Annotated in this window: 14 protein-coding genes; 4 read left to right on the top strand and 10 right to left on the bottom strand. The window is 70.7% G+C overall.

All coding sequences use genetic code 11. From position 1 onward, the window contains the following. Nucleotides 1–56: 56 nt before the first annotated feature. A complete protein-coding gene (locus AWC30_RS04205) occupies nt 57–1,316 on the bottom strand; it encodes a deoxyguanosinetriphosphate triphosphohydrolase (RefSeq protein ID WP_085108980.1) in 1,260 nt (419 codons plus the stop codon). 201 nt (nt 1,317–1,517) lie between these two features. On the opposite strand from AWC30_RS04205, the gene AWC30_RS04200 reads away from it, so the two are divergent. Next, a complete protein-coding gene (locus AWC30_RS04200) occupies nt 1,518–3,503 on the top strand; it encodes a TPM domain-containing protein (RefSeq protein ID WP_085108979.1) in 1,986 nt (661 codons plus the stop codon). 29 nt (nt 3,504–3,532) lie between these two features. Here the strand turns inward: AWC30_RS04200 and AWC30_RS04195 are convergent, their stop codons facing one another. Continuing rightward, complete coding sequence (locus AWC30_RS04195) at nt 3,533–4,933, bottom strand: glycine--tRNA ligase (RefSeq protein ID WP_085108935.1); 1,401 nt, start codon at nt 4,931–4,933, stop codon at nt 3,533–3,535. 150 nt (nt 4,934–5,083) lie between these two features. Here AWC30_RS04195 and AWC30_RS04190 point away from each other — a divergent pair, with 150 nt between their 5' ends. Both AWC30_RS04190 and AWC30_RS04185 read left to right on the top strand, forming a co-directional pair. Beyond that, nucleotides 5,084–5,449, top strand: coding sequence for an ArsR/SmtB family transcription factor (locus AWC30_RS04190; protein ID WP_085108934.1), 366 nt, complete (start codon nt 5,084–5,086; stop codon nt 5,447–5,449). Beyond that, complete coding sequence (locus AWC30_RS04185) at nt 5,446–5,838, top strand: Fur family transcriptional regulator (protein WP_085108933.1); 393 nt, start codon at nt 5,446–5,448, stop codon at nt 5,836–5,838. The genes AWC30_RS04190 and AWC30_RS04185 overlap by 4 nt, the downstream gene beginning before the upstream one ends. Before the next feature lie 14 nt (nt 5,839–5,852). Here AWC30_RS04185 and AWC30_RS04180 read toward each other — a convergent pair whose 3' ends face one another. From AWC30_RS04180 to recO, 3 genes are read right to left on the bottom strand one after another with little or no spacing between them, the layout of a single operon-like run. Then, nucleotides 5,853–6,272 (bottom strand): hypothetical protein, encoded by a 420-nt coding sequence (locus AWC30_RS04180; protein ID WP_085108932.1) that lies wholly within the window; start codon nt 6,270–6,272, stop codon nt 5,853–5,855. Then, nucleotides 6,272–7,207: a decaprenyl diphosphate synthase gene (locus AWC30_RS04175; protein ID WP_085108978.1), complete on the bottom strand. Its 936-nt coding sequence runs from the start codon at nt 7,205–7,207 to the stop codon at nt 6,272–6,274. The genes AWC30_RS04180 and AWC30_RS04175 overlap by 1 nt, the downstream gene beginning before the upstream one ends. After that, nucleotides 7,167–7,997: a DNA repair protein RecO gene (gene recO / locus AWC30_RS04170; protein ID WP_085108931.1), complete on the bottom strand. Its 831-nt coding sequence runs from the start codon at nt 7,995–7,997 to the stop codon at nt 7,167–7,169. The genes AWC30_RS04175 and recO overlap by 41 nt, the downstream gene beginning before the upstream one ends. A gap of 62 nt (nt 7,998–8,059) precedes the next feature. Here recO and AWC30_RS04165 point away from each other — a divergent pair, with 62 nt between their 5' ends. Then, on the top strand, nt 8,060–9,475 hold the full coding sequence (locus AWC30_RS04165; RefSeq protein WP_085108930.1) for an amidase: 1,416 nt from the start codon (nt 8,060–8,062) through the stop codon (nt 9,473–9,475). Nucleotides 9,476–9,485: 10 nt separating this feature from the next. On the opposite strand, the gene era is transcribed toward AWC30_RS04165, so the two are convergent. The 5 genes from era to AWC30_RS04140 are packed head-to-tail and all read right to left on the bottom strand — an operon-like array spanning nt 9,486 to nt 13,556. Beyond that, nucleotides 9,486–10,385: a GTPase Era gene (era, locus tag AWC30_RS04160; protein WP_085108929.1), complete on the bottom strand. Its 900-nt coding sequence runs from the start codon at nt 10,383–10,385 to the stop codon at nt 9,486–9,488. Then, on the bottom strand, nt 10,382–10,708 hold the full coding sequence (locus tag AWC30_RS04155; RefSeq protein ID WP_085108928.1) for a cytidine deaminase-like protein: 327 nt from the start codon (nt 10,706–10,708) through the stop codon (nt 10,382–10,384). The genes era and AWC30_RS04155 overlap by 4 nt, the downstream gene beginning before the upstream one ends. After that, nucleotides 10,695–11,981 (bottom strand): hemolysin family protein, encoded by a 1,287-nt coding sequence (locus AWC30_RS04150; RefSeq protein WP_085108927.1) that lies wholly within the window; start codon nt 11,979–11,981, stop codon nt 10,695–10,697. Before AWC30_RS04150 ends, AWC30_RS04155 begins: the two co-directional genes overlap by 14 nt. After that, complete coding sequence (gene ybeY, locus AWC30_RS04145) at nt 11,978–12,514, bottom strand: rRNA maturation RNase YbeY (protein WP_085108926.1); 537 nt, start codon at nt 12,512–12,514, stop codon at nt 11,978–11,980. The genes AWC30_RS04150 and ybeY overlap by 4 nt, the downstream gene beginning before the upstream one ends. Before the next feature lie 7 nt (nt 12,515–12,521). Next, nucleotides 12,522–13,556, bottom strand: coding sequence for a PhoH family protein (locus AWC30_RS04140; RefSeq protein ID WP_085108925.1), 1,035 nt, complete (start codon nt 13,554–13,556; stop codon nt 12,522–12,524). Nucleotides 13,557–13,559 lie beyond the last annotated feature (3 nt).

Genomic DNA, 13,559 nt, shown 5'->3' with positions numbered 1-13,559 from the left:
GTCAGTCTAGGCGGCGGCGCCGCGGCGCGGTGTTCGCCGGCCCGCGGTCGCGACGCTCATCCGATCTCGGCGGCGATGCGCTCCAGTCGGCCCTCGGTGTAGGACGCGATCTGGTCGACGATCACCCGCAGCCGGGCCGCATCGTCGGCTGCGGCGGTGAAGGCCGGGACGAACAGCGGCTCCAGTGTGCGCGGTGCACTCGCGAGCATCCAGTCGGCGACCGCAGCGATCCGGGCGCGCTGTTCGGCCTGGATGGCCAGGTGCCCGGAGTCGGACATGATGAACTGCACCGCAAGAGTTTTCAGTACCGCGACCTCGGCGCGGACCAGGTCGGGGACGTGCAGGTCGGCGTCGTAGCGGACGAGTGGGCCGTACCCGGCCGCCTCGTGGGTGGCGGCGATCGCCGCCGACGCGAACCGCCCGACCAGTTCGCTGGTGAGTCGTTTGAGGGCGACCGAGGCCGCCAGCGTGCCGTCGTAGTCGTCCACCGCGGTGACGATCGGCAGGCCCGAGAGCCGCTCGGCGGCGGCAAGCAGATCCTCGGCGCGGACCTGGGCGAACTGGCTCTCCCCCAGCCGGGCGAGGGTGTCCGCGGCGTCCGGGTCGGCGAGCACCCGCAGGTCGATGCGCCCGGAGATGACGCCGTCCTCCACGTCGTGCACCGAATAGGCGACGTCGTCGGCCCAGTCCATCACCTGCGCCTCCAGACAGGCCCGCTCGGCGGGAGCGCCGTCGCGGATCCAGGCGGCGGTGTCGATGTCGTCGTCGTAGAACCCGAACTTGGTCCGTCCGGCACTGCGCGGCCACGGGTATTTGGTGACCGCGTCCAGCGCGGCGCGGGTGAGGTTGAGCCCCGCGCTGCGGCCGTGCCGGTCAAGCACTTTGGGTTCCAGACTGGTGAGGATGCGGATGTTCTGCGCGTTGCCCTCGAACCCGCCGCAATCGGCCGCCAGTTGGTTGAGGGCCCGCTCGCCGTTGTGCCCGTAGGGCGGGTGGCCGATATCGTGCGCCAACCCGGCAAGGTCGACCAGGTCGGGATCGCAGCCCAACCCGATCGCCATCCCCCGCCCGATCTGGGCGACCTCCAGAGAGTGCGTCAACCGGGTACGCGGTGTCTCACTCTGCCGCGGGCCGACCACCTGGGTCTTGTCCGCCAACCGGCGCAGGGCGGCGCTGTGCAGCACCCGGGCCCGGTCGCGGGCGAAGTCGGTGCGGTGCTGCGCATCGCTTCCGGGCAGGCCGGCGGTCTTCGCGCTCTCGACCACCTGCCGCAGCCGGTCCGCCGCCCGGTAGGGGTCCCGCTGTTCTGTAGTCACTGCCGCATAGTCTGCCAAAGCGGTGGTCATCGGGCAGAACACGGCGGTCGCCCCTGAAATCGACACCTGTGCGGGCCTATCGTGCGGAAATCGGGCCTATGGCGCCGTATCCGTGTCGATCTCAGGGGATATCGCGGTGTCGGCGCGGTCGCGGGACGCCGAACGGCACCGAATGGCGCCGTCGCGATTAAATTGATGGGCATGCGTGTTGCCCGGCTGGTCGGAGCGTTCCTCGCGGTGGCGATCACCGCCCTGGTGGTGGCGCCGGCGACAGGCGCCGAGGCGCCGTTCCGGCTGCCGGGCCAAATCACCGACCGCACCGGTGCGCTGGACCCCGCCGGGCAGGCCGCGGTCCGCGACGCGCTCGACGGGCTCTACCAGCAGCACCGGGTCCGGCTGTGGGTCGTCTACGTCGACGATTTCGCCGGCCGGGCCCCCGAGGCGTGGGGCCGGAGCACGATCGGCGCCAGCGGGCTCGGGGAGCGCGATGCGCTGCTGGCAGTGGCGGTGGCCGATCGCAGCTATGCGTTCCTGGTGTCCGCCGCCGTGCCGCACCTCGGCACGGACACGATCGACCAGCTCCGCCGGGACCGGATCGAACCGGCGCTGCACCGCGACGACTGGGCCGGCGCCGCGGTCGAGGCCGCCGACGGGTTGGGCACCGCCGCGGCGGGCAGCCCGATGAACTGGCGGCCGGTGTTGATCGGGGTGGCCGCCCTGGCCGCCGGCCTGGCGGTGCTGGTCGCGGTGTCGGCCTTCCTGCGGCGACGGCGCAGGCGCGCCGAGGTGGTCGCGGCCGAACGCCTCGACGCCACCGACCCCGCGGCGCTGGCCCCGGTGTCGCTTCCGGTGCTCGAGGAGTTGTCCCGGTCGAAGGTGGTCGGTGTCGACAACGCGGTGCGCACCAGCACCAACGAACTGGAGCTGGCCGTCGAGGAGTTCGGCGAAGCCCGCACCGCACCGTTCACCGCGGCGGTGACGGCCGCGCGGGCCGCCCTCAGCCGCGCGTTCGACGTGCGCACCCAACTCGACGACGCGATCCCGGAAACCCCCGCCCAGCAGCGCGAACTGCTCACCGGGGTGATCGTGGCGGCGGCGCGCGCCGACCGGGAGCTGGAGGCCCAGCGGGCGGCGTTCGAGGCGCTGCGCGACCTGGTGATCAACGCGCCGGACCGGTTGGACGCGCTGACCCGCGCGGTGGTGGAGTTGACCGCCCGCGAACCGGCCGCCGAGGAGCGGCTGGCCCGGTTGCGCACCGAGTTCGCTCCCTCCGCGTTGGCCTCGGTGACCGACAACACCGCGACGGCCCGCAGCCGGGTGTCGTTCGCGGAAACGAACATCGCGCGGGCCCGCCGGCTGGCCGGACAGGCCGTCAGCGGACGGCAAGGCGAACTGGTCGACTGCATCCGGGCCGCGGAGTCCGCACTGGGACAGGCTCGTTCGTTGCTCGACGGTGTCGACAGCGCGGCCGCCGACATTCGACACGCCCGGGCCGCGCTGCCGGACGCAATCGCCGACCTACAGGACGGGATCACCCGCGCCGACACGGCGAAAGCGGGTGCGCATGCCGCTGCGCTGGCTGCGGCGCGCACCGCGGCGGTCAACGCGATCGAGGCCGCGCGGACGGCCACCGACCCGCTCGCCGCGTTCGCCCGGGTGACCGACGCCGACACCGAACTGGACCGGCTTCTCGACGTCGTGGCCCAGGAACGCGCCGCCGCCGAGCGCCTCGCCCGGCGCTGGGAGCAGGCTCTGTTCAACGCCCAGGCCCGGGTGCGCTCGGCATCGGATTTCATCGACACCCGCCGCGGCAGCATCGGGCCGGAGGCGCGCACCAAGCTCGCCGAGGCGCGCCGCGAACTGGAGGCGGCCCGCGGGCAGCACGACACCGACCTGCGCGCGGCGATCGAGCGGGCCGGTCGGGCGGCGTCGGCGGGGGCGCAGGCACAGGTGCTCGCCGGCCGGGACGTGCGCTCGGCGGAACGGCGCTACGCCGCCCGATACGGCCGCGGCGACGACACCGCCGCGCTGGCCGGCGGGATCATCTTCAACTTCCTGACCGGGGCGATGCAGGGCGGCGCCCGGGGCTACCGGTCAGGGTCGCAGTCCGGCGGCTGGCGATCCTCGTCGTTCGGCGGATCGTCGTCGTCGGGCGGCAGTTTCCACGGTGGCGGCGGCCGGTTCTAGCCGCCTCGCGCGCCGGGCGGCCCGGCGCCCTAGCAGCCCTTGAGCCGGGTCGCCAGATAGTCCGAGACGGCGTCGAGCGCGACCCGCTCCTGGCTCATCGAGTCGCGCTCGCGCACGGTGACGGCCTGGTCCTCCAGCGAGTCGAAGTCCACGGTGACGCAGAACGGGGTGCCGATCTCGTCCTGGCGGCGGTAGCGGCGTCCGATCGCACCGGCGTCATCGAATTCGACGTTCCAGGAGCGGCGCAGCTCGGCGGCCAGGTCGCGGGCCTTCGGGCTCAGATCGGCGTGCCGGCTCAGCGGCAACACCGCGGCCTTCACCGGCGCCAGCCGCGGGTCCAGCCGCAGCACCGTGCGCCGGTCCACCCCACCCTTGGCGTTGGGGGCCTCGTCCTCGGCGTAGGCGTCGACCAGGAACGCCATGAACGAGCGGGTCAGCCCGGCTGCCGGCTCGATGACGTACGGCGTGTAGCGGGTGTCGTTGGCCTGGTCGTAGAACGACAGGTCCACCCCGGAGTGCTTGGAATGGGTGGACAGGTCGAAGTCGGTGCGGTTGGCGATGCCCTCCAATTCGCCCCACGGGTTGCCGGAGAAGCCGAACTTGTACTCGATGTCCACGGTGCGCTCGGAGTAGTGCGACAGCTTCTCGGCGGGGTGCTCGAAGAGCCGCAGCTTGTCGGCGTCGATGCCCAGGTCGACGTACCAGGCCAGCCGGGTGTCGATCCAGTACTGGTGCCAGTCACGGGCGGTCGACGGCTCGACGAAGAACTCCATCTCCATCTGCTCGAACTCGCGGGTGCGGAAGATGAAGTTGCCGGGGGTGATCTCGTTGCGGAAGCTCTTGCCGGTCTGGGCGATACCGAACGGCGGCTTCTTGCGCGCGGTGGTGACCACGTTGGCGAAGTTGACGAAGATGCCCTGCGCGGTCTCCGGGCGCAGGTAGTGCAGCCCCTCCTCGGTCTCGATCGGGCCGAGGTGGGTCTTGAGCATCATGTTGAACTCGCGCGGCTCGGTCCAGCGGCCCTTGGTACCGCAGTCCGGGCAGGCGATCTCGCTCATCGGCACGGTGTCGGGGTCCACCGCGCCGCCGTCCTTGGCGGTCTTCTTCTCCGCGAAGGCCTCCTGCATGTGGTCCTGGCGGTGCCGCTTGTGGCAGTTGAGGCATTCCACCAGCGGGTCGTTGAAGACGTCGACGTGCCCGGAGGCGACCCACACCTCACGCGGCAGGATGATCGAGGAGTCCAGGCCGACCACGTCGTCGCGGCCGGTGACGACCGAGCGCCACCACTGCCGTTTGATGTTCTCCTTGAACTCGACGCCGAGCGGGCCGTAGTCCCATGCCGAGCGGGTGCCGCCGTAGATCTCGCCGGACGGGAAGACCAGGCCGCGACGCTTGGCCAGGTTGACGATGGTGTCGATCACGGACGCCACGAGTGGGTGCGCTCCTGTCTGGTGGGGGGTCGGATGGGACGCAACCCGGACAGCCTAGCCACCACACCCGGGTGCGCGTTAAATGCACGTGTGCGCATGAATGGGCTAGGCTAACAGGGAACCATTGTCGATTACGCGGGAGGTCACCGGATGCCGACCACCACCGATCGCCCGCTCGACTCCTCCGCCGACCATCAGCACGACGGCGAACCACTGCCCGCGCCGCCGCCCCGGGAGATCCTGGACGCGGCCGGGGAGCTGCTGCGGGCGTTGGCCGCGCCGGTCCGGATCGCGATCGTGCTGCAGCTGCGCGAATCCCAGCGCTGCGTGCACGAGTTGGTCGACGCCCTGGGGGTGCCGCAGCCGCTGGTGAGCCAGCACCTGCGGATCCTCAAGGCCGCCGACGTGGTGGTCGGAGAACGGTCGGGGCGCGAGGTGCTCTACCGGCTGGCCGACCACCATCTGGCGCACATCGTGATCGATGCGGTCGCCCACGCCGCCGAGGGCCGCGGGTGAGCCGCGTCGGCGGTGTCCGGTCCACCCGGCAGCGCACCGCGATCGCCAAGCTGCTGGACAGCATCGACGACTTCCGGTCGGCCCAGGAGTTGCACGACGAGCTGCGCAGGCGCGGCGAGACCATCGGTTTGACCACCGTGTACCGCACGATGCAGGCGATGGCCGCCGATGGCCTGGTGGACACGCTGCGCACCGACACCGGCGAATCGGTGTACCGGCGCTGCTCGGAGCATCACCACCATCACCTGCTCTGCCGGCACTGCGGATCGACCATCGAGGTCAGCGCCCAGGAGGTGGAATCGTGGGCCGCCGAGGTGGCCGCCGAACACGGGTTCACCAACGTCAGCCACAGCATCGAGATCTTCGGCACCTGTGCCGACTGCCGCTGACCCGGCGAGCGGCGCTAGCCCTGCAGGGACTGGCGGATCTCCACGCCCTTGTCGAGCACCAGCAGCACCATCGTGCACAGGGCGTCGTCGGTGAGACCGCTGCCCGGGAAGTTGTAGCGCAGCATGACGTCGGCGGTCTTGGCGGTGTTGCGGCGCCCACCCGCGGCCTCCGCGGGCTTCTCCACCACGGCGAGCGCGCCCAGCACGGTGCGCTCGCCGTGGTCGGCGACCTTGTCCCGCAGCTTCTTGTTCGCCGGCAGATCCCAGCCCACGATCTGGGTCAACGACACCAGGTCCAGCCCGTCGGTGATGGGCACCACCCGCAGCGATGCCACCGTCCCGTCGTAGCGGACGGTGAGCGCCCCGTCGGATTCGGCGTCGATGGTGAGCACGTCGCCGAGCACGGCGACCAGCCGGTCGGTCAGTGACGCCATCATGCGCTCCCGAACCGGCGGTTGCGGGCCGCGTACTGTTCGCACGCGGCCCACAGGTCACGGCGGTCGTAGTCCGGCCAGAGTTTCTCCTGGAAGATGTACTCGGCGTAGGCGGCCTGCCAGAGCATGAAGTTGCTCGAGCGCTGTTCTCCGGAGGTGCGGATCAGCAGGTCGACGTCGGGGATGTCGGTCCGGTGCAGGTGGCGGGCGATGGTGGCCTCGTTGATCCGGTCCGGGTTGATCTTGCCTGCGGCGGCCTCCCGGGCGATCTCACGGGCCGCCTCGGCGATCTCGGCCCGGCCGCCGTAGTTCACGCAGTAGTTGACGGTGATGACATGGTTTTCCAACGTCATGTTCTCGGCGATCTCGAACTCCTTGATCACGCTGCGCCACATCCGCGGCCGCGACCCGACCCACCGCATCCGCACACCCATCGCGTTGAGGTTCTCCCGGCGGCGACGCACCACCTCCCGGTTGAAACCCATCAGAAAGCGGACCTCTTCGGCGGAACGCTTCCAGTTCTCGGTGGAGAACGCGTAGACGGTCAGGTGCTGGATGCCCATTTCGATCGCACCGCAGGTGATGTCGATCAGCACCGCCTCCCCCATCTTGTGGCCTTCGGTGCGGTGGAGTCCCCGCTGGGTCGCCCAGCGGCCGTTGCCGTCCATCACGATCGCGACGTGCCGCGGGACCTGATCGGCCGGGATCTGCGGGGCGGCGGCCCCGGAGGTGTGCTGCGGGGGGCGGCGCGGCCCGCCGCCGGGAGCGGGGGGCAGCTCGGGGAACACCACCGGCCAGGTCGACGTGTCGGGGAACATCGGGTAGTCGGCGGGGGCCGGGGGCAGTTGCGGGCAGTCCGCGGCCGATTTCGCCGGTTCTGCTCCCCTCGCGCGGTCAGCCGCTCGCCGGGAGCCGACGATCCGGTTCATCACCATGGGCCACATCCTGCCTGACCCGCGCCGTCGACTGGTCGGCAACGCCGTGATCGAGCCGGTGTCCCCGCTCCACCAGCGGTAACGTCCGTAGCTTGCGTTCCAGGTGCCACTGCAAGTGGGCGGCGACCAGCCCGCTGGCATGGCTGCGATGCGCCTGCGGCGCGTCCTGCGCGGCCGCCCAGTCGCCGTCGTGCAGCGCCGACATCAGCTCCAGCACCCCCAGCGGCGGCGTGCTGGATCCGGCCGGTCGGCAGTAGGTGCACACGCTGCCGCCGGCGGCGACATGGAACGCCCGGTGCGGTCCGGGGGTGGCGCAGCGGGCGCATTCGGTCAGCGCCGGCGCCCAGCCGGCGATACCCATGGCCCGCAGCAGGTAGGCGTCGAGCACCAGTTCGCGGGGCCGGTTACCGTCGGCCACCGCCCGCAGGGCCGCCACCGTGAGCCGGTGCAGCGCCGGGGCGGGGGCCCGCTCCTCCCCGGCGAGCCGTTCTGCGGTCTCCAGGACCGCACAGGCGCAGGTGTAGCGCCCGTAGTCGCTGACGATGTCGGTGGCAAACGCGTCGATCGCGGCGACCTGGGTGACGATGTCGAGGTCGCGGCCGGGATAGAGCTGCACGTCGATGTGAGCGAACGGCTCCAGCCGCGCGCCGAATTTGCTGCGGGTGCGCCGCACCCCTTTGGCGACCGCCCGGACCAGCCCGTGGTCGCGGGTGAGCAGGGTGACGATCCGGTCGGCCTCGCCGAGTTTGTGCTGGCGCAACACCACCGCACGATCCCGGTAGAGTCGCATCGCACCAGTGTGGCACCGCGTCACGACAACCCGGCCGAAGCGCGCCGATACAGTCTGTACCGATGAGTAAGCCCGCGGTCGGTTTCCCGACCCTCACCGAACAGCTGTATCGCCTCGCCGGCGGCGAGGTGACCTCGGTTGAGCTGGTGCGGGCCGCACTGGACCGGATCGAGGCGAGCCAGCCCACCCTGAACGCCTTCAAGGTGGTGCTGACCGAGTCGGCTCTGGCCGCGGCGACCGCCGCCGACCGGCGTCGCGCCGCCGGCCAGGATGCGCCGCTGCTCGGGGTGCCGATCGCGGTCAAAGACGACGTCGACGTCGCCGGTGTGCCCACCGCGTTCGGCAGCCAGGGCTATGTACCGCCGGCCGGCGCCGACGCCGAGGTGGTGCGTCGGCTGCGGGAGGCCGGCGCGGTGATCGTCGGTAAGACCAACACCTGCGAGCTGGGCCAGTGGCCGTTCACCAGCGGTCCCGGCTTCGGCTACACCCGCAACCCGTGGTCGCGTGACCGCACCCCGGGCGGCTCGTCGGGCGGGAGCGCGGCCGCGGTGGCCGCCGGACTGGTCACCGCGGCGATCGGCTCGGACGGGGCGGGCAGCGTGCGCATCCCGGCCGCCTGGACCCATCTGGTCGGGATCAAACCGCAGCGCGGCCGCATCTCGACCTGGCCGCTGCCCGAGTCGTTCAACGGCATCACCGTCCACGGGGTGCTCGCCCGCACGGTGGCCGATGCGGCGCTGGTGCTCGACGCGGTCGCGGGCAACGTGGACGCCGAGCTGCACAAGCCGCCGCCGGTGACGGTGTATCCGCCCGGCGGCACGGTCAGCGGGGCGCTGCGGGTGGCGGTGTCGACCCGTTTCCCGTTCACCGGGTTCCGGGCCCGACTGCATCCGGAGATCCGGGCGGCCGTGGAGTCCACCGCGGCGCAACTCGGCCGGCTGGGGCACGGTGTCGTCGCCGCCAACCCGGACTACGGGCTGCGCGCGTCGTGGAATTTCCTGGCCCGTTCGACCGCGGGAGTGATGGACGCCGCCTACCGGCTGGGTGACGGGGTGACCCTGGACCCGCGGACCGAAGCGAACATCAAGATGGGGCGGCTGCTGTCGGAGACGGTGCTGCGGCGTGCCCGAAAGCGGGAGGCCGCGACCCGGCGGCGGATCGGGATGATCTTCCGCAGCGTCGATGTGATCCTGGCGCCGACGACCGCACAGCCGCCGCCACGGGTGGACGCCTTCGACGGTCTGGGCGGCACCCGCACCGACCGCATGATGATCGGCGCCTGCCCGGTGACCTGGCCGTGGAACCTGCTGGGCTGGCCCTCGGTCAACATCCCGGCCGGGTTCACCTCCGACGGCCTGCCGATCGGGGTGCAGCTGATGGGTCCGGCCAACAGTGAGCCCCTGCTGATCTCGTTGGCCGCCGAACTGGAGGCGGTGTCGGGGTGGGCCGGCGAACAACCGGATATCTGGTGGGAGTAGCCCGCAGGGCTCAAAACCCGAGCCGCCCCAATTGTTTGGGGTCCCGCTGCCAGTTCTTGGCGACCTTCACCCGCAGGTCCAGGTACACCTTGGTACCCAGCAGCTTCTCGATCTGACGCCGCGCGGTGGTGCCGACCTCACGCAACCGGGAACCGCCGCGCCCGATGACGATGGCCTTCTGGCTGGTCCTCTCGACGAACAGGATCGCGTGCACGTCGATCAGGTCGTCGCGGTCCGCGCGCGGGTTGACCTCGTCGATCACCACCGCCAGCGAGTGCGGCAGTTCCTCGCGGACCCCTTCGAGGGCCGCCTCCCGAATGAACTCGGCCATCAGTGTTTCTTCGGGCTCGTCGGTGAGTTCACCGTCGGGGTAGAACGCAGGCCCGGCCGGCAGCTGGGCGACCAGCACATCGATGAGCACGTCGATCTGCTCGCCGGCCACCGCCGAGACCGGCACAATCTCGGTGTCGTCGCCGAGCAGGTCGCTGGTGGCCAGGAGTTGTTCGGCCACCTTGTCCCGTCCCACCTTGTCGGTCTTGGTGACCACCCCGACCACGGTGGTCCGCGGGGCGACCGCGCGGATCTGTTCGGCGATCCAGCGGTCGCCCGGCCCGATCTTCTCGTCGGCCGGGATGCACAGCGCGATGACGTCGACCTCGCTGTAGGTGTCGCGGACCAGGTCGTTGAGCCGCTTGCCGAGCAGGGTGCGCGGCCGGTGCAGCCCCGGGGTGTCGACCAGCACGATCTGGAAGTCCTCCCGGTGCACGATCCCGCGGATGGTGTGCCGGGTGGTCTGCGGCCGGTTGGAGGTGATCGCCACCTTCGCGCCCACCAGCGCATTGGTCAGCGTCGATTTGCCGGTGTTGGGACGACCGACCAGGCACACGAACCCCGACCGGAACTCGCTCACAGTGGTTTCCCGGCCCGGTCGGTGACGATGATCGTCGCCTCCGGCGACAGGTCACGGACGGCAAGCACCCCGGCGTCGTCAACGGTGCCGCCGACCAGCACGACGGCCTCCAGCCCGGCGGCGCCGCTGGAGACGGCGGTGGCCACCGCGGTCTGCAGCGCGGTCAGTTCCAGCCCGCTGAGCCGCACCGGTGCGCCGGCGTAGGTCCGCCCGTCGAGATCGCGGACCGCGGCCCCGCTACCGGCCTCGGCACGGGCCATCGCCCCGCGGGCCAGCACCACCAGCTTGGCGTCCTCGGAACCCAGCGGGTCACTCATCGTCATCCTCCGGTTCGATCGGGCTGATCAGCACGGTGCCGACCCGCACCCGGCCGCGGCGGTCGGGGCCCGCCTCGGCGCGCAGCAACAGACCGTTGCAGACCGCTTCGGCGCCCGGCAGCGGCACCCGGCCGAGTTCCAGGCCCAGCAGCCCGCCGACGGTGTCGACGTCCAGGTCGGGGTCGAACTCGATACCGTACAGTTCGCCGAGGTCCTCGATCGGCAGCCGGGCTGAGACCCGGTAGCAGCGGTCGCCGAGTTCTTCGACCGGGGCGATCTCGTCCTGGTCGTACTCGTCGGCGATCTCACCGACGATCTCCTCGAGCACGTCCTCGATGCTGACCAGCCCGGCGATCGCGCCGTACTCATCGACCAGCAGCGCCATGTGGTAGCGGTCACGTTGCATCTCCCGCAGCAGCTCGTCGAGCGGTTTGGAGTCCGGAACGAAGACCGCCGGCCGCATCAACTGGGACACCGTGACGTCCTGCCCACTGTTCGGTGAGTAATACGTCTGGCGGACAAGGTCTTTCAGATAGGCCACGCCGATCACATCGTCGACGTTCTCGCCGATCACCGGGATTCGGGAGTGGCCGCTGCGCACCGCCAGCGAGGTGGCCTGGGCCGCCGATTTACCGTCCTCGATCCAGACCATCTCGGTGCGCGGCACCATCACCTCGCGGGCCGGGGTGTCCCCGAGCTCGAAAACGCTTTGGATCATCCGTCGTTCGTCGTCGGCGACGACACCGCGCTGCTGGGCGAGGTCGACGACCTCGCGCAGTTCGATCTCGGAGGCGAACGGTCCGTTACGCAGACCGCCGCCGGGCGTCAGGGCGTTACCGACGAGCACCAGCAGCCGGCTGATCGGGGTCAGCAGCACCGAGATCACCTGCAGCGGAAGAGCGGCGGTCAGTGAGATCGAGTAGGCGTTCTGCCTGCCGATGGTGCGCGGCCACACTCCGATCAGCACGAAACTGATCACCACCATGACCACCGCCGCGGACAGTCGCCCCCAGTCCCAGCCCAACTCGCCATAGAGGAACGCGACCAACAGCACCGTCGCGGTCACCTCGCAGGTGATCCGTAACAGCACCACCAGGTTGATGTAGCTGGGCCGGTCGGCGACCAGCTTGGTCAGCCGCACCGCGCCCGGCCGTTCGTCACGGACCATCTCGTGGACCCGGGCGATCGACACGGTGCTCATCGCCGCGTCGATGGCGGCGAACAGCCCGCCGGCGACCACCAGAACGATCGCGCCGAGCAGCGGGGCGAAGGTGCTCACGGGCCGTCGAAGTGCCGGGACCCGTCCAGCAGCCGCTGGTCCCGTTCGGCCTGCCGGTCCCGTCGGTAGCCGGCGACCTCGGCGTCGACCCACTCCTCCAGCAGCCGGTTCTGCAGCGCGAACATCTCTTTCTCCTCGGCCGGTTCGGCGTGGTCGTAGCCGAGCAGGTGCAACACACCGTGGACAGTGAGCAGGGCCAGTTCGTGGCCGAGGCTGTGCCCGGCCGTCTCAGCCTGACGGGCGGCGAACTGCGGGCACAACACGATGTCGCCGAGCATGGCCGGGCCGGGTTCGGGCGCGTCGGGGCGCCCGCCCGGCTCGATCTCGTCCATCGGGAAGCTCATCACGTCGGTCGGGCCGGGCAGGTCCATCCACCGCATGTGCAAATCTGCCATGGTGGCGGTGTCGACAAGGACCAGCGAGAGTTCGGCGGCCGGGTTGACGTCCATCTGCTCGATGACGAACTTGGCCACGCTGACCAGCTCGGTCTCGGAGATGTCGAGACCGGACTCGTTGGAGACCTCGATGCTCATCGGTCGGTCACCGCCGGGCGGCCCGGTTGATGCGCAGGCCGGGGCCGGCCGACTCGGCGGTGTGCCGTTCGTAGGCGTCGACGATCTCTGAGACCAGTCGGTGGCGCACCACGTCGGCGCTGGTCAGTTCGCTGAAGTGGATGTCGTCGATGCCGGCGAGCACCTCGGTGGCCGCCCGCAGTCCGGACCGCGCCCCGCCGGGCAGGTCGACCTGGGTGACGTCGCCGGTGACCACGATCTTCGATCCGAACCCCAGCCGGGTGAGGAACATCTTCATCTGTTCGGCGGTGGTGTTCTGCGCCTCGTCGAGGATGATGAAGGCGTCGTTCAGGGTGCGGCCGCGCATGTAGGCCAGCGGCGCCACCTCGATCACCCCGGACGCCATCAGTTTGCCGATCAGCTCCGGGTCCATCATGTCGTGCAGCGCGTCGTAGAGCGGCCGCAGGTACGGGTCGATCTTCTCGCTCAGCGAACCGGGCAGGAACCCGAGGCGTTCGCCGGCCTCCACGGCCGGGCGGGTCAGGATGATCCGGGTGACCTGCTTGTTCTGCAGGGCGTGCACGGCTTTGGCCATCGCCAGGTAGGTCTTGCCGGTGCCGGCCGGGCCGATGCCGAACACGATGGTGTGCTCATCGATGGCGTCGACGTAGCGTTTCTGGTTGAGCGTCTTGGGCCGGATCGTCTTGCCCCGCCGCGACAGGATGTCCAGGCTGAACACCTCGGCGGGTGACTCGTTACCCGCGCCGACCAGCATGGCGACGCTGTGCCGCACGACGTCGGGGGTGAGCGGTTTGCGCCGCGCCACCACCGTGATCAGCTCGGCGATGACCCGTTCGGCCAGCGCCACGTCGGCGGGCTCGCCGGTGATGGTGACGACGTTGCCGCGCACGTGCAGGTCGGCGGTGAGGGCGGCCTCCAACTCGCGGAGGTTCTCGTCGCCGGAGCCCAGCAGGCCCATGACAAGGTCGGGGGGAACGTCGATGCCGCTGCGCACCTGCGGCGATGCGGCCGGGTCGGCGGCGTTGTTCTCACGGAGCGTCAAGAG

This window comes from Mycolicibacillus trivialis (assembly GCF_002102395.1).
GTDB lineage: Bacteria > Actinomycetota > Actinomycetes > Mycobacteriales > Mycobacteriaceae > Mycobacterium > Mycobacterium triviale.
The sequence above is the reverse complement of the archived record's forward strand: the minus strand, read 5'-3'. Positions and strand labels throughout refer to the sequence as shown.

What these genes read in the sequence shown, in the direction of transcription:
- AWC30_RS04200 (WP_085108979.1), top strand. Translation starts at nt 1,518, where the DNA reads ATGCGTGTTGCCCGGCTGGTCGGAGCGTTCCTCGCGGTGGCGATCACC.
- AWC30_RS04190 (WP_085108934.1), top strand. Translation starts at nt 5,084, where the DNA reads ATGCCGACCACCACCGATCGCCCGCTCGACTCCTCCGCCGACCATCAG.
- AWC30_RS04180 (WP_085108932.1), bottom strand. Translation starts at nt 6,272, where the DNA reads ATGGCGTCACTGACCGACCGGCTGGTCGCCGTGCTCGGCGACGTGCTC.
- AWC30_RS04175 (WP_085108978.1), bottom strand. Translation starts at nt 7,207, where the DNA reads ATGGTGATGAACCGGATCGTCGGCTCCCGGCGAGCGGCTGACCGCGCG.
- recO (WP_085108931.1), bottom strand. Translation starts at nt 7,997, where the DNA reads ATGCGACTCTACCGGGATCGTGCGGTGGTGTTGCGCCAGCACAAACTC.
- AWC30_RS04165 (WP_085108930.1), top strand. Translation starts at nt 8,060, where the DNA reads ATGAGTAAGCCCGCGGTCGGTTTCCCGACCCTCACCGAACAGCTGTAT.
- AWC30_RS04155 (WP_085108928.1), bottom strand. Translation starts at nt 10,708, where the DNA reads ATGACGATGAGTGACCCGCTGGGTTCCGAGGACGCCAAGCTGGTGGTG.
- ybeY (WP_085108926.1), bottom strand. Translation starts at nt 12,514, where the DNA reads ATGAGCATCGAGGTCTCCAACGAGTCCGGTCTCGACATCTCCGAGACC.